Genomic DNA, 17696 nt, shown 5'->3' on the forward strand with positions numbered 1-17696 from the left:
TTAGTTGACTGACGATGAATTTTCAGCAAGATGATGCGTATTGCGCTCAAGCAGTTCGGCATGCTCACCCAGATGACGAATCATGCCGCCCCGAACTTCATCCACTGCTCGTTTAATCGCGCTACAAAATGCTACCTTGTCTGCTGAGCCGTGACTTTTAATGACGATTCCGCGCAGACCCAGCAGGCTAGCGCCATTATACTGACGATGATCGACTCTTCGCTTGAAAGCGTTGATAACTGGCATGGCGACGATTCCGGCCAGTTTGGTCAACAAATTGCGCTTGAATTCCTCACGCAAGTAACTGGCCAGCATTTGTGCCAGTCCTTCCGATGTTTTTAATGCGACATTGCCGACAAAACCATCGCATACCACAACGTTAGTCGTGCCTTTATAAATATCATTGCCTTCAACATTGCCATAGAAATTCAGATCACTGGCGCGAAACAGCTCGGCAGCGTGCTTAACTACGTCATTGCCCTTGATGTCTTCTTCGCCGATATTCAATAATCCGACAGTAGGAGCAGGAATATTCTCGACAGACGAAACCAGTGTTGCGCCCATCACGCCAAACTGCAGCAGGTGTTCTGCCGTGCAGTTAATATTTGCTCCAAGGTCGAGCACGTAGGTATGTCCGGTAATGGTAGGGAGGATTACGGCCAGCGCCGGCCGGTCAATACCGGGTATCGTCTTGAGCACAAAACGGGAAGTGGCCAATAATGCACCAGTATTTCCAGCGCTGACGCAGGCGTGAGCCTCACCGCTTTTGACCAGATTGATACTGACCCGCATCGAGGAATCTTTTTTGTTACGCAGTGCCAGTGCCGGTGATTCGTCCATGCCTACCACCTCGCTGGCAGGTTGTATTCTAAGTCTCGGACTGAGTGCAACGTTGAGTGCCCTGAGTTCTGCTTCGATTGCGGTTTGAATGCCAACCAGCACGATATCGGTTTCCTGATCCTGGCGCAGGTATTCAATGACGGAGGGCACGGTAACATGCGGACCATGATCACCACCCATGCAGTCGATTGCAACTGTGGTATTCACTGGTGACGACTATCAGGCAACCCGTCTGGCATGACGAAAAAAAAAGGCAAAATTATTCGTCGTTCTTGGTTTTGAGCACCTTGCGGCCACGATAAAACCCATTTGGGCTGATATGGTGGCGCAAATGGGTTTCGCCAGTTGTTGGCTCAATTGCCAGCGGGGGTGCGATCAGCGCATCGTGAGAGCGATGCATCCCTCGTTTTGATGGGGATTTTTTGTTTTGCTGGACGGCCATGATAGTTAGCTCCAAAAATAATCAGTAAAAAACTCAAGAATGAGTGCGGTAATCATCGGCATCCATTATACAGACGTATAAGGCAGCATTGGTATTGGTTATCAATAATTCGATCTAGTGAGATTGCTTCAATGATTTCAGCGCTGCAAAAGGGTTAGCTCTATCAGACTGATTTTTAATATCTTTCAGTTTCTCAGCCTGAGGACAATCCATATCTGGATGACGTGGTGATGAGGGGAGTCCTAGGATAATCTCGTCCTCAATCAATGCAAAAGCATCCAGTTCTTCTGAGGCCAGTATGGCATCAGCAAGGCTGTCTTCGTCGTATAGAGCGAGTTCCTCTTCGTTTTTTGCCAGTATCAATTCGGACTTGAGATCGAGTGGGTGCGACATTTTATCCAGGCATCGTTGGCAATGAAGATCAATCATGCCTTTAACCGATACACGAAGTATGAGCCTGCCATGTCTATCGATAGCACCCTTGAGTGTATAGTCAATCCTGCCGGTGTCATTCGCCAGAAAATCGCGTAAACGAATCAAATTTTCAGGTAATATGCTGCCACTCAGTGAGTCGGCAGTATGAGAAAATTTAAACGCGTCGATAACCAGTTGCTTGAGCATAAGGCGCGCATGTTATATTTTTTACGCTAACGTGTCAAAAAATGTCGATCAGCTGCCCCGATCGCCTCGGTGTGCCTCCATTTCCATTTTAACTCCTGTCTGAATAATGACTTTCCCGCGACTTGTTTTGGGTTCCAGTTCTTTATATCGGCGCGAGCTGCTTGCGCGATTAGAAATTCCATTTGAAACTGCAAATCCGGCAATCGATGAATCTGCATTGCCTGATGAATTGCCATCGACGACCGCATTGCGATTGGCGACTGAAAAAGCATATGCGGTGGCGAGACAGTTTTCCGATGCCCTGATTATTGCGGCGGATCAAGTAGCGGTGCTGGATGGCAATCACTTGGGGAAACCCTATAATCATGCCAATGCAACCAGGCAGTTATGTCAGATGCGCGGCAGGGAGGTGGTTTTTCACACAGCATTGTGTTTATTTAACAGCCGTTCTAAGCGTATTCAATCCCGGGTTGTGCCATGTGCAGTACAGTTCCGGCAGATAAGTGATCGCCAGATTGAACGCTACCTGTCCAGGGAGCAGCCATATCACTGTGCGGGCAGTGCTAAATCGGAGGGATTGGGGATTGCGCTGATTGAACGTATTGCGGGTGATGATCCCAATGCATTAATTGGTCTGCCGCTGATCGCACTGGTGGAGATGCTGGGCAATGAAGGCGTGGAGGTATTGTAATCAATGGCGATAATTTTCTCATTTACCGATGTAGCCAGATTTAATGAGCGGGACTGGTTCAGAGCACATGCGAGACGTGCTATGGTCAGTCTGATGATGGCCGGCGCGCTGATGGTGGCGGGTGGCGTCGCTGTTGCCCAGATAAGTTCTCCTGCGGTCGATCGCCACATTGATCGAGCGGTGAATCTGTCGGTTACGGCAAGTGATCAAAACCTGACTTTGGCACAAGCGTTGGAGCGGGTTCTGCAAAATAATCCTGAATTGGCTGCTGCTGCCAGAGAAATCAGTGCGTTTGAAGGCACAAAACTGCAAGCCAGTATTTTCAGGAATCCTGATTTTATTACTGAAACTGAGGAAATCAATTCTCACAATCGTAACATCCAGCCGTTTGTGACGTTGCGCATCAGTCAGTTATTCGAGTTGGGCGGCAAACGGCATGCTCGGATGAATGTGGCAGGGTTGGCTCAGGAAGTGGCGCAGCAGGCATATGAAGTCAAACGTGTCGAAATTATGGCGCGTACAGCAGATGCTTTTATCGATGTGCTGGAAGGGCAGGCGCTGGTCGGTGTGCTCGAAGATACTCTGCAATTGACTGAACTTGCGCTGAATACCGCTAATAAACGTGTTGCAACAGATAAGGCGCCCCCCATGGAGGCGATTCGTTCCAAGGTGAATTTATCCACCGTCAGTGTCGAACTTGAGCAGGCGAAGCGCAGCCTGGCAGCAGCGAAAGGCAGACTGACCCTGCTGTGGGGAGAGTCTACGCCACCATTCAGTCTGGTTCAGGGGGAGCTGGAATCATTTGTGACCATTCCCGAACTTGACCGCCTGCTTGAACATATCGAAACAAATCCGGTGCTGCTGCAAAGCAGCAAGCAAATTACACAACGTGAAGCGATGTTTGAACTCGAAAATGCGCGCCGCATTCCCGATATCCGGCTGGGTGCTGCTATCCGACGCTATCTGGAACTGGATCAGAACACGGCCTTGCTTGATATGTCGATTCCCATCCCGATTTTTGACCGTAATCAGGGTAATCGACTGGAAGCGCAGCAGAGGATCTATCAGGCGCGTGATCAACGCATGGCTGCTGAACTGCTGTTGAGATCCGAATTAACACGTGTTTATGAAAGTTTGCGTGCGGCGCAGGGAGAAACACAGACGTTGCGCGATGAAGTGCTGCCCGGGGCGCAAAAGGCGTTTGAATTAACCAACCGTGGCTATCAGCTCGGCAAGTTCAGTTTTCTGGAAATGCTGGATGCGCAACGGACCTATTTTCAGAACAGAACGCTTTATGTGCGTGCGCTCGCCAACTACCAGCGGCTGGTCAACGCGCTTGAGCGGCTGGTAGCCGCGCCACTCGAACATTTCGCATCGTCATCGGGGCTCCACCCACAAAAACGGGAATAATTCATGAATACTGCGCGGTACTTACCTTTTGTTGTGGTCATCCTGATTGGCATGGCGCTTGCTGCCGGAATTCTTTTGCTGGACGAGCCGGAATCCCCTGTTTCTGACGCACAGCCATCGCTGACTGCTGTCGATGCGGCACCTGATGCCGAACTGGAGAAAGGTCCAAAGGGTGGGCTATTATTTGTCAAAGATAAATTTTCGCTGGAATTGACCATTTATGAAAAAGGAGTGCCGCCCCATTTCAGGGTTTATCTCTATGAGAATGGCAAACCCGTCGCGCCCGCGACTGTAAATGTGACCATTGCGTTATCACGGCTTGGTAAGGCGGCGCAGGTTTATCAGCTAAAACCAGCGGGCAATTATTTGACCAGTGATCAGGAAGTGGAGGAGCCGCACTCGTTTGAAATGGTGATTGCGGCTGACCATCAAGGTAAAACCTATCGCTGGGGGCACAGCCAGATTGAGGGGCGGGTGGAGATGGATGATGCGACCCTTGCCAGTAGTGGAATCAAAATCGCGACTGCCGGCCCGGCAGCGATTCAACCCAAAATCACCTTGCCGGGCGAAATCATTTTCAATGAACACAAGATTGTGCATGTTGTCCCCCGGTTACCAGGAATGGTGGTGGCAGTCCAGGCGCATCATGGTCAGAAGATGAGCAAGGGTGATGTGCTGATGGTGATCGAGAGTCCGGTGCTGGCTGAGTTGCGCAGTCAGTATTTGTCCGCGCACAGTCGTCTGCAATTGGCGGAAGCAGTCTTCAAGCGAGAAGAGACCTTATGGCAGGAAAAAATCACCGCCAAGCAGGATTATCTGGTGGCTAAACAGCAGTGGCAGGAAGCCAGAATTGTACTGAAACTGGCGGCTGAACGTCTGCATGCGCTGGGTGTATCCCCGGAATCAGGAATGACGGAAAAAAATCTTGCCCGTTATGAATTGCGTTCGCCAATCAGTGGAATCATCATCGATAAGGCAGTGGTTATGGGCGAGGCGGTTACTGAGAACAAGACTGTTTTTATCGTAGCGGACATGTCCTCCATCTGGGCTGCGGTCAAGGTGTTTCCATCCGATCTGCATCTTGTTCATGTTGGCCAAAAGGCAATTATCCGAGCCGACGCACAGGATCTGCAGCAACAGGGGACAGTGATCTATGTAACGACATTGCTCGATAACGTTACCCGCACCGCGATCGCCCGTGTTGAACTCGATAATCATACGGAGAAATGGCGCCCGGGGATGTTTGTCAAGGCGGATTTGTTGACCGGAATGATCGAGGTTCCGGTCGCGGTATCGCTGGATGCCGTGCAGACACTGCGCGATAGCCCGGTAGTATTTGGCCGCTATGGCGATTATCTGGAGATGCGTCCACTCAAGCTGGGCGCGAGTGATGACAAACTGGTTGAAGTGGTTGAAGGCCTGTCGGTCGGCGAGCAGTATGCGGTGGGTAACAGTTATGCCATTAAGGCGGAGCTGGGTAAGGCGGGGGCATCGCATGATCATTGACGCGCGAATGCGTTTTTCCAGAAAGGCGTCACATGTTTGAGCACCTGCTGCGAGCGGTCATTCATCATCGCGGACTCGTACTGCTGGCCGTGCTGGCGATGGCATTGCTGGGCGTGTACAGTTATCAGAAACTGCCAATCGACGCGGTACCCGATATTACCAATGTTCAGGTGCAGATCAATACGGCTGCGCCTGGCTATTCGCCAATGGAAGTCGAGCAGCGCATCACGTTTCCGGTTGAAACCATCATGGCGGGTATTCCCGGACTGGATTACACCCGCTCGCTGTCGCGTTATGGCCTGTCGCAAGTGACGGTTATTTTCGAGGAAGGCGTCGATATCTATTTTGCCCGCCAGCTGGTCAGCCAGCGTATCCAGGAAGCAAAAGGCAGATTGCCCGCCGGAATTGAGCCGTCAATGGGGCCAACATCGACCGGTCTGGGTGAAATTTTCATGTGGACGGTTGGAGCCGAAGCCGGCGCGCGTAAACCGGATGGTACGGCTTATACGCCAACTGATCTGCGCGAGATCCAGGACTGGATCGTGCGGCCGCTGCTACGCGTCGTCAAAGGTGTAACCGAAATCAATACCGTTGGCGGGTTCGTCAAACAGTATCACGTCACGCCCTTTCCCGAAAAACTGGTTGCTTACGGACTGACGCTGCAGGACATCGTGACCGCGCTGGAACGCAATAATCTCAACCTGGGCGCGGGGTACATCGAAAAAAGTGGTAGCCAGTACCTGGTGCGGTTGCCTGGGCAGGTCACCAATATCGACGAGATCGGTGAAATCACGCTTGGTAGCAGGCAAGGGACGCCGCTGCGCATCAAGGATGTCGCAGATATCCTGATCGGCAAGGAGTTGCGAACCGGTGCGGCCACGCAGAACGGCGAGGAGGTGGTACTGGGCACAGCGCACATGCTGATTGGTGAGAATAGCCGCACAGTGGCGCGCGCGGTTGCCGACAAACTGGTAGAGGTCAATCGCAGTCTGCCATCAGGCATTGTTGCTACTCCTGTGTACGATCGTACCAGACTGGTGGACGGCACCATTCGCACGGTTGCGTCCAATCTGATCGAAGGCGCGGCGCTGGTCATCGCGGTGCTGTTCATTTTTCTCGGCAATATCCGCGCGGCGGTGATTACCGCGCTGGTTATCCCATTATCGATGCTGTTCACCTTGAGTGGCATGGTGGCCAACCAGATCAGCGCCAATCTGATGAGTCTGGGGGCGCTGGATTTCGGAATTATCGTCGATGGCGCCATTGTGATTGTGGAGAACAGTATTCGGCGTCTGGCACAGGAGCAGCAAAAGCTGGGGCGAATATTGAGTAAGGCAGAACGGCTGGCAATAGTGTTTTCCGCGACCCAGCAAACCCGGCGGGCGCTGATTTACGGGCAGATCATCATTATGGTGGTGTATATCCCGATTTTTGCGCTGACGGGTGTCGAGGGCAAGATGTTCCATCCCATGGCATTCACCGTGGTGGTGGCATTGATCGGCGCGATGATTCTGTCGGTGACTTTTGTGCCGGCTGCAATTGCACTTTTTCTGGGCGGCGCCGTGTCAGACAAGGAAAGCTGGATCGTGACGCGCAGCAAACGTCTGTATGAGCCGATGCTCACGGGCGTCATGCGCAATCAGGCATTGACTGTAACGGTTGCGCTGATGGCGATTGTGTTGTCAGCATTGCTGGCTACCCGTCTGGGCAGTGAATTCGTTCCCAGTTTGAATGAAGGCGATATTGCGCTGCATGCGCTGCGTATTCCCGGCACCAGTCTCTCCACGGCAATCGACATGCAGACCGAGCTTGAAAAAACAATCCGCACGTTTCCAGAAGTGGAGCGCGTATTTGCCAAGATCGGTACGGCGGAAATTGCCACCGACCCCATGCCACCCAGCGTGGCGGACATTTTTATCATGCTCAAACCGCAGGTGGAATGGTCCGGGCCTTATCGCACCAAGGATGAGCTGATTGCAGCCATGGAACAAAAGGTGCTGCAGGTGCCAGGCAATAACTATGAATTCACGCAGCCGATCGAGATGCGCTTCAATGAACTGATCGCCGGCGTGCGTGCCGATGTCGCGGTCAAGGTATTCGGAGACGACATGGCGACCCTGCTTGCTCTGGGTGAGCAGGTCGAGGCATTGATGACGACGGTGCCGGGTGCGGCGGATGTCAAGGTGGAGCAGGTGACCGGTTTGCCGGTATTGTCAATCGAGATCGACCGCGCCAGCATCGCGCGCTATGGACTTGATGTTGCTGATGTGCAGGATGCGGTGGCCATCGCGGTTGCCGGTAAACAGGTTGGTCTGATCTATGAGGGGGATCGGCGCTTCGAACTGCAGGTACGTCTGCCGGAAGGGCTGCGGGCAGATATCGAAGCGTTGCGCTATTTGCCTATCGGCCTGCCCGTTGCTACAGGTCAGCCGGGCGCAGCGGCAATGGCACCATCCTTGCCTGTGATGCCGTCGCCAGGAATGGCGGCAACTGGTCTGGTGAACTTCGTCACGCTGGGCGAAGTGGCAACATTACGTATTATTGAAGAACCCAACCAGATCAGCCGCGAGAATGGCAAGCGGCGCGTGGTAGTGACAGCTAACGTGCGTGGGCGGGATCTGGGTTCGTTTGTGAACGAAACACAGGCCCTGGTCAATGAGCGGGTGGACATTCCTGTGGGATACTGGCTGACATGGGGCGGGCAGTTTGAGCAAATGATCTCGGCTGCTGAACGGTTGCAGATTGTCGTGCCTGTTTCGCTGGTATTGATTTATGTCTTGCTCTACAGCATGTTTGGCAACTTTCGTGATGGGCTGCTGGTGTTCACGGGCGTGCCGTTTGCGTTGACTGGCGGGGTACTGGCGCTGTGGCTGCGGGATATTCCGCTATCCATTTCTGCCGGTGTTGGCTTTATTGCCCTGTCCGGTATCGCGGTGCTGAACGGACTGGTGATGCTGTCATTCATTCGGGAATTGCGCAGCGAAGGCCATACACTGGATGATGCCGTGCACACCGGCGCATTGGCGCGACTGCGCCCGGTACTGATGACGGCATTGACCGATGCCATCGGTTTCGCACCCATGGCGCTGGCGACAGATATTGGAGCGGAAGTACAGCGTCCGCTGGCAACCGTTGTCATTGGCGGTATTCTCTCCTCGACCCTGCTGACTCTGCTGGTGTTGCCGGTACTATACAGATTGTCACATCGGTCAGATAAACCGGATAGGTCTTGATGGAGTTGAGCGTTATATTCGGGTTATGGGCAGGTTGTCGGATTTTTTTACACTTTGCGTGATGTCTATTATCTGGCAAATGTAGCACGGTTGTAATATATTGATTGTAATATTTTAATTCGCCTTTCTTAAAAATGGCACAGGATATGCTTCTACTTAAATAGACGTTCAGAAATTTATTTTTCTTGTACGTGGGGTTGTTATACTAGCGAAGTTGATTGGCTTAATGATTTGTTACAAGAGGTAAAAATTATGTCTGAGAAAAAAATGCCACAATCGGTAGCGAGTGACTTGAGAAATGATGGATTGGCCGTTGCTCCTCAGCCCAAGCGCAGACGGCTGCTCAAAAGTACAGTCGCCATTCCGGTAATTATGACGCTTTCCAGTGGTGCGGCGCTGGCTCGTACCAGCAATCTGGTGGGGAGTGTCGATATTGGAAATGCCGCCACGGTAACGAATGCACAGAATCAACCGCAAATTGTCTGTGCAATACCGGATCCTCTTCAAGATCAATCGGGTGCGCCGCCTTATGATCTGGGTACTTCGCCACAAGCCACGCTGGCTCCGGCAGAACTCTCGCCCGCAGGCCAGGCTGCTTTTTGTCAGAGTCCCCCTCAAAATGGAATTCTGATTTCGGCAACTGCGTTTACGTCACTGCAGGCCAAAGGATTACAAATTCTTTAAATTGAGTTTTCTGTCGCAATGGTGCGCAGTGGATTTTGCCTCGTTGCGGGTGGTTGACTGGGATGGGGAGTTTACCGTTTTTCAGCCTGCTGCCGGTAAAACCCATTTTCTGAACGAGATGGGGTTGCGCATCTTAGGGCTGCTTGACCAGTCACCTCTAACGCTGGAATACCTGTGCCAGCTTCTGTCGGAGCATTTCTCATTGCTGCCGGATGAACCATTCATGCAACAGATTCAGAAAACACTGCATCGCTTTGAAGCGCTTGGCCTGATCGCATCCATCCATTCTCACCGGTGAAGGTCGGACAGCTCTCACGGGAGGAATTACGGGGTCGATTGAGCAGTGAAAAGGGGCTGCGTGTCAAATTCGGCCCTTTTATTGTTCGTATTCAGAGCCACCTGCCATCACTTGTTGATCCGTTACACCGGTTGTATGCGTTTTACACTTTGGCGGACGACGATATTGCCGAGTTTCATGTGCAGATTGTTCCCAAACATTCACTAAGGCGTCCGTTCACGCCTTTGCTGCAGTTTCTGGTGGATGGGCAGGCACCTTTTCCCGCCGCGCCGGTTCACCAGGCGCTGACGATGCTCGAATGGGGTATCAATCTGGCTATCGCGGTTCGAGTGAATCATTTTTTGCTGTTCCATTGCGCGGCGGTCGAGCGCAATGGCCATGTCCTGTTGCTGCCTGCGTGGCCGGGTAGCGGCAAGACGACTTTGTGTGCCGCGCTTATCCATCATGGTTACCGACTTTTTTCGGATGAATTCGGCTTGCTGGAGCTGCAATCGGGTCATTTATTTCCATTGCCGCGCCTGATGCCGCTCAAAAACCAGGCGATTGATGCGATTCGTCATTTTCTTCCTGAAGCAACATTGGGTCCCGAGATTCATGGCACCTTGAAGGGAACCGTCGCGCATGTTCGTCCACCTGAAGCCAGCATCGATCGTGAAGATGAACCGGCCGCCCCGCGCTGGATTGTTTTTCCAAAATGGATTGCCAATCAGCCATTGCAGCTTGAGGAAATGCCACGTTCCGAGGCATTTTTGCTGCTGGCAAGCAACGCCTTTAATTACGAAGTGCTGGGTCAATCCGCGTTTGACGCCGTGACCAGTCTGATTCAGCGTTGTGAATGCCGCAAACTGGTGTACTCCGATTTCGGGAGTGTGCTGGCAGCATTGAATGAACTCACCGATGGTTGACCCTGATCTGAGCGCGCATCACCAGCTGCTGTTGCAGGCTTTGCGTGATCCGCGCAGCATTCACGATATTGGTAATCAGGATTGGGAATTGCTGTTACGGCTGGCCAGACGCGCCAGGCTGCTGGGTTTTCTGGCCGTTGAGCTGGAGAAAGTCGGATTGCTGGATAAAATCCCGCTGCGGGTTGCTAACCACCTGCGTTCCGGCCTGATCCAGGCGAGGAAATTTCAACAACTGGCGCGCTGGGAACTGGACAGAATCCTGTGGGCGCTGGGGAAAGATCGCGCTCCCATCATCGTGCTTAAAGGCATGGCTTATCTGCTGGCAGGATTACCCCATGCCGCTGGCCGGGTATTTGCTGATCTTGATCTGCTGGTACCTGCAGAAAATCTGCAGGCAATCGAATCCACCCTGCTGGCAAAAGGCTGGCAGCACCATGAACTCTCGGCCTATGATGAGCACTACTACCGCACCTGGACGCATGAAATTCCGGCATTGATCCATTGTGAACGCGAAACCGAAGTGGATATCCATCACTCCCTGACTTCTCCTATTGGTACACTGAAACTGGAAACCGCGCCATTCTGGGAAACTGCAGTCAGGCTGCCTGGGTTGGAAGTCAGCGTACCGAGTCCAGCAGACATGGCGCTGCATTGCGCAGTCAATCTGTTTCAGAACAACGAATTGGCGGACGATATACGGCATTTGCTCGACCTGCATGGCATGTTGCAATTTTTCAGTGCCGATCAGCCGCTTTTTTTGGACAGCTTGATCACGCGCGCCAACCATCTGGGTGTGGGCAGACCTCTTTTTTACGGCCTGTATTTCAGTAAACTGCTATTGCAGACGTCTGTTCCAGAAGCGGTCATGATCAGAATAGAACGGCGTCCGGGTTGGCTGGCACTAAAAGTGATGCAGCTGTGCGTGCCGCTGGCGCTATTACCGCTGCACCCTGATTTTTCCTGTAGAAGCACAAAACTTGCACGCTGGTGGTTGTACTGGCGCAGCCACTGGCTGCGTATGCCATTGCATATATTGCTGCCGCATCTGACTTACAAGTTTTACCTGTCGGTATTTCCGCACAAAGCGGCAAACACTTCCTCAGATGGAATCACAGTAAAAACAAAGTAGCCAGTCCCAAAAAGATGAAAAATCCGCCACTATCGGTAACTGCCGTGATCAACACGCTGGAACCAAGCGCCGGATCGCGTCCCAGTTTTTTGCGGGTGAGAGGAATCAACACGCCAACCAGTGCGGCCAGCAATAGATTGAGCAGCATTGCCAACGCAATGACCAGACCCAGTTGGTAGCTCTGATAGATAATGTAGGTGAAGAAGCCGACAACACTTCCCCATACGATGCCATTGATGATGCTGACACCAATTTCCTTGGCAACCAGTTTGAAGGTACTTTCCGAGTTGACTTGCCCCAGGGCAATGGCCCGCACGATCATGGTGATAGTCTGGTTGCCGGAATTGCCGCCTACACCGGCAACAATTGGCATCAAAGCGGCCAGTGCCACTAGCTTTTCGATCGAATCTTCGAACAGGCCAATGACTCGTGAGGCAATAAAGGCGGTAACGAGATTGATGGCAAGCCATGCCCAACGGTTATGTACGCTTTTCCATACTGGTGCGAACAAGTCTTCTTCTTCGCTTAGACCGGCCTGGTTGCGCACTTCCAGATCAGCTTTTTCGCGCATGAAATCAATTACATCATTGACGGTCAGTCTGGCTATCAACTTCTGGTCGGCAGAAACAACGGGAGCAGAAATCAGGTCATAGCGCTCGAATGCCTGAGTGGCTTCTTCCGCCTTATTATCGGGGTGGAACTTGACGGTGTCGCGTAACATGACTTCAGTAACGATTTTTTCGGGATCATTGACCAGTAACTGATTCAATAACAGCACCCCTTGCAGATGCTCATCACGATCAACAACAAACAGCTGGTCGGTATGATCCGGCAATTCGCCCAGGCGACGCAGATAACGCAATACGACTTCGATACGGACATCCTCGCGCACCGTGATGACATCAAAATCCATCAATGCGCCGACCGATTCCTCGGGGTATGACATGGCTGCTCGCAGCTGATCACGCTCTTCCAGTGGCAGTGCACGGAATACGCCTTCGATAACATCGCTGGGAAGATCGGGCGCCAGATCAGCAATTTCATCGGCATCGAGTTGCTCGGCAGCAGCAACCAGCTCATGGCTTTCCATGTCTTCAATCAACGTTTGCCGGACGGCATCCGAAACCTCGATTAACACTTCCCCGTCACGTTCGCTGCTGACCATGCTCCATAAAGTCAACCGGTCTTCCAGCGGCAGGGCTTCGAGAATATGAGCAATATCTGCTGAGTGCAGTTTGTCCAGCATATTTTGCAGACTGGCAAGATTCTGCTTCTGCACAATCGAATTGGCAAGATGGTGCTGCTGATCTTCCTGCAAACGCACCAGACCCTCTACCAGTTTATATTTATGCAGCAGGTAAATGACTTTCTGCAGATTATCTTCCAGATTGGTGTGCGGGTTTTCCTGATTTTCTTCGGTCATGGCTGGCGCAATAGGATGATGTTTCGAGTTAGGGGTGTGTTGCTCGATTGCCTTGCGCAGCAGGGCGATATGTACAGCTGTGCGGCGTTTGATCCTGATCTTATCATGGAACCTTTGCCACTCGCATGCGCGACTCAATGATGCGGCTCTTGTTAAGCAACCTGGGTGTATTCCGGTTTTTATCGTAATAGCGTGGGTTGGGGATCATGGAGGCGAGTAATGCCGCTTGCCTTGCGGACAACGCGGAGGCAGGCACGTTAAAATAGTGACGTGCGGCGGCTTCGGCACCAAATACACCCTCGCCCCATTCAATTACGTTCAGATACAGTTCGAGAATGCGCTCTTTCGATAAAAACTGTTCGAGCATGAGTGTAATCAATACTTCCTGAAGTTTACGTCCAAGTGTTTTGTCACTCGATAAAAGCAGATTTTTGGCTAGCTGCTGGCTGATGGTCGAACCACCGGCTGCCCATTTACGCTGTTCGAGATTTTTTTTCCAGGCGATTTCTATGGCATTGAAATCAAAACCTGTGTGCCACACGAAGCGGGCGTCTTCTGCGGCAACAACTGCCTGTTTCAGGTGAGGGGAGATGCGTTCGTAGGAAATCCAGCGATATTGCAGCTCGGCCTTGGGATGATGTTCGCGCAGTTGCGTCAGCCGTTGCTGCATGAAAGCGCTGGTTGCGGGGTTATGACTACGCCAGTAAACGACATGGAGCAAAAACCAGCTCTGGTAAACCAATGCGCCAGCCAGCAATAGACTCATTACCCGCAATAGCCATAGACTAAATGTACTGGCGGTTTTTTGTGTTTTTGTCAGCGGTTTTTTTGTGTTCACGAGACATGCGACTGCATGTGCCTGATCTGCCGGATGATCTCTTGCGTCTCGGGCCGAATACCCCGCCATAACAGGAAGGATTCCGCTGCCTGCTCTACCAGCATGCCCGTGCCGTCCGCAACTTGTTGTGCTCCCCCATTTTGTGCAGACCGGAGAAAAGGTGTTAATTGTGGGCGATATAGCATGTCGTAGGCAAGCCGCACATCGGAAAATATTCCGGCAGGTAAGGAGGGCAGCTCGTTCAGTAATCCGGCGGAGGTGGCATGGATCACGATATCAAAGTGCTCGCCACGGAAATCCAGGAAATCACCGAAATCAATCCTGCCATAACCGGTAAATTGCTGCGCAAGCTGCTTTGCCTTATCCGGGGTGCGATTGGCGATGGCCAGCCGGGCCAGTTTTTTCTGTAGTAATGGCAGAATTACGCCATGCGCAGCGCCCCCTGCACCCAGCAGCAGCAAACGCTGGTTCTGGAGAGGGATGCCCAGATTGATTTCGATATCACGTACCAGTCCGGCACCATCCGTATTGTCACCAAGAATGGTGCCATCCTTCTCGAATCTGAAAGTGTTGACAGCTTGTGCACTAGCTGCGCGCTCGGTTAGGCTGGAGGCCAATGAGTAAGCTTCAAGCTTGAAGGGAACCGTGATATTCATACCCTTACCGCCAGATTGACGAAATGCGTCAACGGTTATCTTGAATGCATCAAGTGGAGCAAGGATAGTCTCATAGCAGAGATTCTGCCCGGTTTGTCGGGCAAACTGCGTATGAATGATGGGGGATCTGCTGTGTCCGATGGGATGACCGACGACAGCATAGCGATCCGCTGGTGCAATGGTGGTCATTCGCTGAACAGCTTGTCTGATCGGGCAAATACCCAGGTGCGGGTAATGTGCAGAATATCGGTATCGCGGCGAATATCTTCGGGAAAGGGTGAGAAACCGTTGCGGGCGGCTAGCCTGACTATATGAATAGCGGCTTCATCCAGTACCGGCAGGTTAGATGAGCGGTCGATACCAATGGATTCCAGACTGCCATCGGAGCGAATGCCGACCGTTAATTGCAGGCTGCCATAGAGCTTTTCCCTTCTGGCTGCTTCCGGATAATTCAGGTTGCCGATGCGTTCGACCTTGAGACGCCAGTCTTCGAGGTAACGTGCAAAACGGTATTCTTGTGTACGCGCCCCGATAAATCTTCGTTTGGGGCGCTTCTGGTAAGCCTGATGCTCTCTGGCAATTTCTGCTTCCAATTGCGCAATTTCGCGGCTGCGTTGCAGAAGATCAGCTTTATCCAGCGGGTTGGGTGGTAGATTTTCGCTTGGTTTGCTGTCAGGCGCCGGTTGCGGTACCTGAGGCAGACTGCTGGCTGCGGTCAGCAATCTGCGTGTTTCGGCTTCCAGGCGGGCAGCCTTTTGCTCAGCTTCGGTGAGTATTTGTTGTGGCTTGATTTTTGGAATAACCGGGAAAGGCGTTTTGGCACGGCGGTCTTCATCAGTATTTCCTCCCCCATCCAGATTAGTCTGTGCCAGTAAATCCGTATCCTGAGGTTTGAAAGCGGAACGGCTATTCACCAATACTACGTCCATGGATCGGGTAATTTTTCGCATGGCCGGTTCGCTGGATTTGAAAGAGATGCTAAACGGAATGGCAACATGCAGCATCAAGGAAATGAGCAACGCCAGGTGTAGCGTTCGGTTCTGGTGTGCCAGAGTGGGGGGTAAAATGGTCGTGTGCAACATAAACGTAAACGTCAGCGTCAGCTTTCGCCCTTGCCAATAAAATTAGTAATCAGCAGGCGCTCAATCAGATCAACCTGGGAGATTGCCAGTCTGACCGGTGTACCGCTGGATAAATCCGGCAAGGAAGATACGCGCACAGTCAGTGGCAAGTGGTCAAATTTTACCAGATTCTCTTTAAGGACGACTCCGTCCACTTCAGTGAGCGACTCCTGTTGCAACCAGCGCAGACACCAGTAACGCTCCATGCCGCGCTGAAACTCGGCATAGGCTGCGTAAGTGATCTCAAAATCACGCAGGGCGATCAGAATCGCATCACTTTCTTTGTTGTAGACAGGAGGAGGTGCCAGAAACCATTGCAATCAGTTGGCGCTGATTGATCAGATCGACATAACGCCGCATAGGCGAGCTGCTCCAGGCATATTGCGCTACACCCAGTCCCTGATGAGGCGCGGGTGAGAGGCCCATTCTGACTTTGCCATTGCCTTTGCTGCGATAAATACCGGCGATACCTGCCTCAGCAAGCTGACGACCCCATTCGGCATTGGCAAAAATCATCAGTTCCGAGACAACCTTGTCGATGGGAGAGCCACGGCGACGTTCAGTAATCGTGACGCGATCATTTTCGACTGCAAAGTTATAATCGATTTGATTGATCTGATTATCCTGCTCCTTGCCACGCAGTTTTTCCTGTTTGCAGGCAAATTGCCACAGCAGTTTTAGTTCGTGAGCATAGGGATAATCTAGCTGACCGGCTCTGAGCGTCTCTTCGTTGAATAACGGTTCCAGCTGATCATGCCGTAGATTGTCAGCGATCATGATTGTTTCGATGCGGTTGAAGGTATCCGTGACGGTAAAATCATCAGCGACATTCAGATAAAGCGAGAGTACCGGGCTGTGTTGCGCTGCGCCCAACGTGTATTGCTGAATGATGCTGTCCGGAAGCATTGTGATCTTGTGACCAGGCAGATAGACGGTTGAGAGTCGCCTGGCTGCAATTTTATCCAGTGGGGAATCGGCTTCAACTCCCAAAGTCGGCATGGCAATATGAATGCCAACCCGAAAACCACCCAAAGCCAGTGGTTTCAAGGAAAAAGCATCGTCGTATTCGGTCGTGGTGGCGTCATCGATACTGAATGCCGTGACATCAGCAGTGGGAAGTGTAGTTGGAATATTGGGGAGAAACTCAATCGCTGTGAGGTCGAACGAGGTGCCTTCCGGAAAATATTCATGTAAAAACTGATTGAAATGATAATCATGTGAGGATGGAATGGCGCCACATTGTTCCAGCAGTTTCGGTACGGTCAGCCTGGTTTCCTGACAGGCAGCCTCAAGGGCTTTCCATTCGATGGTATTTTTGTCCGGGCTGAATAAAAGACTGTTCAGATGCGGCTTGAAAGTATCGGGTAATTCAAATGCGATCAGCTGTTTGATGTAATTTGCCTGCTTTTCAAGTGCCAGTCGTTTTTTTTCACGACCTGCCAAGGCAGCCTGCAAAATTTCAGGTGGAGCAGCCAGGTATCGACCATGTCCCCTTTTATGAAAATGTATCGGATTGCTGTTGAGCAGAATGAGCGTGGCAGCAGTTTCAACGGGTTGTGGAGCATGGCCAAAATAATCTGCTGCCAGTTCTGATGCAGAAAACTCATTTTTTTCTGCGCAATATTCCCACAGGAACACAACATCCAATTCATCCACAATCGTTTGTGCCTGCTGCATGAATTCGACAAGCGGCGGTGCTTCAAATCGAAGAAAAATAGATGCTGCTTTTATTTTTAGGCGTTTTCCGTGTGTGGCCTCAATCTGCAGCGAGGTAGTGTTGTCGGCCAGGATGCTGCCAACCTTGAAAACACCGGCTTCTTCATAAAATACGTTCACTGAAGGAATCCATAAAATAAATCGATAGGCATACAGTTTGCGGGTTTGGAGCAGTCAGGAAAT

At 51.8% G+C, this 17696-nt stretch carries 15 protein-coding genes and 1 pseudogene; 8 read left to right on the forward strand and 8 right to left on the reverse strand.

The genetic code is table 11. The features are described 5' to 3' along the window. The 3 genes from plsX to IPG31_02210 form a co-directional block, all read right to left on the reverse strand. On the reverse strand, positions 1-1047 hold the full coding sequence (plsX, locus tag IPG31_02200) for a phosphate acyltransferase PlsX (GenBank protein MBK6617206.1): 1047 nt from the start codon (positions 1045-1047) through the stop codon (positions 1-3). 52 nt (positions 1048-1099) lie between these two features. Further along, complete coding sequence (gene rpmF, locus IPG31_02205) at positions 1100-1282, reverse strand: 50S ribosomal protein L32 (GenBank protein ID MBK6617207.1); 183 nt, start codon at positions 1280-1282, stop codon at positions 1100-1102. Between the two features lie 114 nt (positions 1283-1396). Beyond that, positions 1397-1903, reverse strand: a complete 507-nt coding sequence (locus tag IPG31_02210) for a DUF177 domain-containing protein (GenBank protein MBK6617208.1) — start codon at positions 1901-1903, stop codon at positions 1397-1399. Between the two features lie 106 nt (positions 1904-2009). Between IPG31_02210 and maf the strand changes: the two genes are divergently transcribed. From maf to IPG31_02250, 8 genes are all read left to right on the forward strand, one after another. Next, entirely contained in the window at positions 2010-2594 is a 585-nt protein-coding gene (maf, locus tag IPG31_02215; GenBank protein ID MBK6617209.1) for a septum formation inhibitor Maf, read from the forward strand. 81 nt (positions 2595-2675) lie between these two features. Further along, on the forward strand, positions 2676-4004 hold the full coding sequence (locus tag IPG31_02220) for a TolC family protein (protein MBK6617210.1): 1329 nt from the start codon (positions 2676-2678) through the stop codon (positions 4002-4004). A gap of 3 nt (positions 4005-4007) precedes the next feature. Further along, the gene (locus IPG31_02225; protein ID MBK6617211.1) at positions 4008-5510 is read left to right on the forward strand and encodes an efflux RND transporter periplasmic adaptor subunit; all 1503 of its coding nucleotides are present in this window, start codon (positions 4008-4010) and stop codon (positions 5508-5510) included. Positions 5511-5542: 32 nt separating this feature from the next. Then, positions 5543-8743 (forward strand): CusA/CzcA family heavy metal efflux RND transporter, encoded by a 3201-nt coding sequence (locus IPG31_02230; GenBank protein ID MBK6617212.1) that lies wholly within the window; start codon positions 5543-5545, stop codon positions 8741-8743. Between the two features lie 252 nt (positions 8744-8995). Then, a complete protein-coding gene (locus IPG31_02235; GenBank protein ID MBK6617213.1) occupies positions 8996-9427 on the forward strand; it encodes a hypothetical protein in 432 nt (143 codons plus the stop codon). Positions 9428-9437: 10 nt separating this feature from the next. After that, positions 9438-9725: an HPr-rel-A system PqqD family peptide chaperone gene (locus IPG31_02240; protein ID MBK6617214.1), complete on the forward strand. Its 288-nt coding sequence runs from the start codon at positions 9438-9440 to the stop codon at positions 9723-9725. Next, positions 9722-10630, forward strand: a complete 909-nt coding sequence (locus IPG31_02245; protein ID MBK6617215.1) for an HprK-related kinase A — start codon at positions 9722-9724, stop codon at positions 10628-10630. The genes IPG31_02240 and IPG31_02245 overlap by 4 nt, the downstream gene beginning before the upstream one ends. After that, positions 10623-11759, forward strand: a complete 1137-nt coding sequence (locus IPG31_02250; GenBank protein MBK6617216.1) for a nucleotidyltransferase family protein — start codon at positions 10623-10625, stop codon at positions 11757-11759. The genes IPG31_02245 and IPG31_02250 overlap by 8 nt, the downstream gene beginning before the upstream one ends. On the opposite strand, the gene mgtE is transcribed toward IPG31_02250, so the two are convergent. From mgtE to IPG31_02275, 5 genes and pseudogenes are all read right to left on the reverse strand, one after another. Further along, entirely contained in the window at positions 11740-13182 is a 1443-nt protein-coding gene (gene mgtE, locus IPG31_02255; GenBank protein ID MBK6617217.1) for a magnesium transporter, read from the reverse strand. The two genes, IPG31_02250 and mgtE, sit on opposite strands and share 20 nt — an antisense overlap. Positions 13183-13285: 103 nt before the next feature. Beyond that, positions 13286-14089 (reverse strand): monofunctional biosynthetic peptidoglycan transglycosylase, encoded by an 804-nt coding sequence (mtgA, locus tag IPG31_02260; GenBank protein MBK6617218.1) that lies wholly within the window; start codon positions 14087-14089, stop codon positions 13286-13288. Next, on the reverse strand, positions 14017-14865 hold the full coding sequence (aroE, locus tag IPG31_02265) for a shikimate dehydrogenase (protein ID MBK6617219.1): 849 nt from the start codon (positions 14863-14865) through the stop codon (positions 14017-14019). The genes mtgA and aroE overlap by 73 nt, the downstream gene beginning before the upstream one ends. Then, entirely contained in the window at positions 14862-15758 is an 897-nt protein-coding gene (locus IPG31_02270; protein MBK6617220.1) for a TonB family protein, read from the reverse strand. The genes aroE and IPG31_02270 overlap by 4 nt, the downstream gene beginning before the upstream one ends. Before the next feature lie 17 nt (positions 15759-15775). Next, a pseudogene (locus tag IPG31_02275) lies at positions 15776-17633 on the reverse strand (RNB domain-containing ribonuclease). Between the last annotated feature and the right edge of the window lie 63 nt (positions 17634-17696).

It is taken from the genome of Nitrosomonas sp. (assembly GCA_016703745.1).
Taxonomy (GTDB): domain Bacteria; phylum Pseudomonadota; class Gammaproteobacteria; order Burkholderiales; family Nitrosomonadaceae; genus Nitrosomonas.

Bases quoted from the DNA above. Each gene is read 5' to 3' on its own strand.
- rpmF (MBK6617207.1), bottom strand. From the start codon at position 1,282: ATGGCCGTCCAGCAAAACAAAAAATCCCCATCAAAACGAGGGATGCAT.
- IPG31_02210 (MBK6617208.1), bottom strand. From the start codon at position 1,903: ATGCTCAAGCAACTGGTTATCGACGCGTTTAAATTTTCTCATACTGCC.
- maf (MBK6617209.1), top strand. From the start codon at position 2,010: ATGACTTTCCCGCGACTTGTTTTGGGTTCCAGTTCTTTATATCGGCGC.
- IPG31_02220 (MBK6617210.1), top strand. From the start codon at position 2,676: ATGGTCAGTCTGATGATGGCCGGCGCGCTGATGGTGGCGGGTGGCGTC.
- IPG31_02225 (MBK6617211.1), top strand. From the start codon at position 4,008: ATGAATACTGCGCGGTACTTACCTTTTGTTGTGGTCATCCTGATTGGC.
- IPG31_02230 (MBK6617212.1), top strand. From the start codon at position 5,543: ATGTTTGAGCACCTGCTGCGAGCGGTCATTCATCATCGCGGACTCGTA.
- IPG31_02235 (MBK6617213.1), top strand. From the start codon at position 8,996: ATGTCTGAGAAAAAAATGCCACAATCGGTAGCGAGTGACTTGAGAAAT.
- IPG31_02250 (MBK6617216.1), top strand. From the start codon at position 10,623: ATGGTTGACCCTGATCTGAGCGCGCATCACCAGCTGCTGTTGCAGGCT.
- mgtE (MBK6617217.1), bottom strand. From the start codon at position 13,182: ATGACCGAAGAAAATCAGGAAAACCCGCACACCAATCTGGAAGATAAT.
- mtgA (MBK6617218.1), bottom strand. From the start codon at position 14,089: ATGGCGGGGTATTCGGCCCGAGACGCAAGAGATCATCCGGCAGATCAG.
- aroE (MBK6617219.1), bottom strand. From the start codon at position 14,865: ATGACCACCATTGCACCAGCGGATCGCTATGCTGTCGTCGGTCATCCC.
- IPG31_02270 (MBK6617220.1), bottom strand. From the start codon at position 15,758: ATGTTGCACACGACCATTTTACCCCCCACTCTGGCACACCAGAACCGA.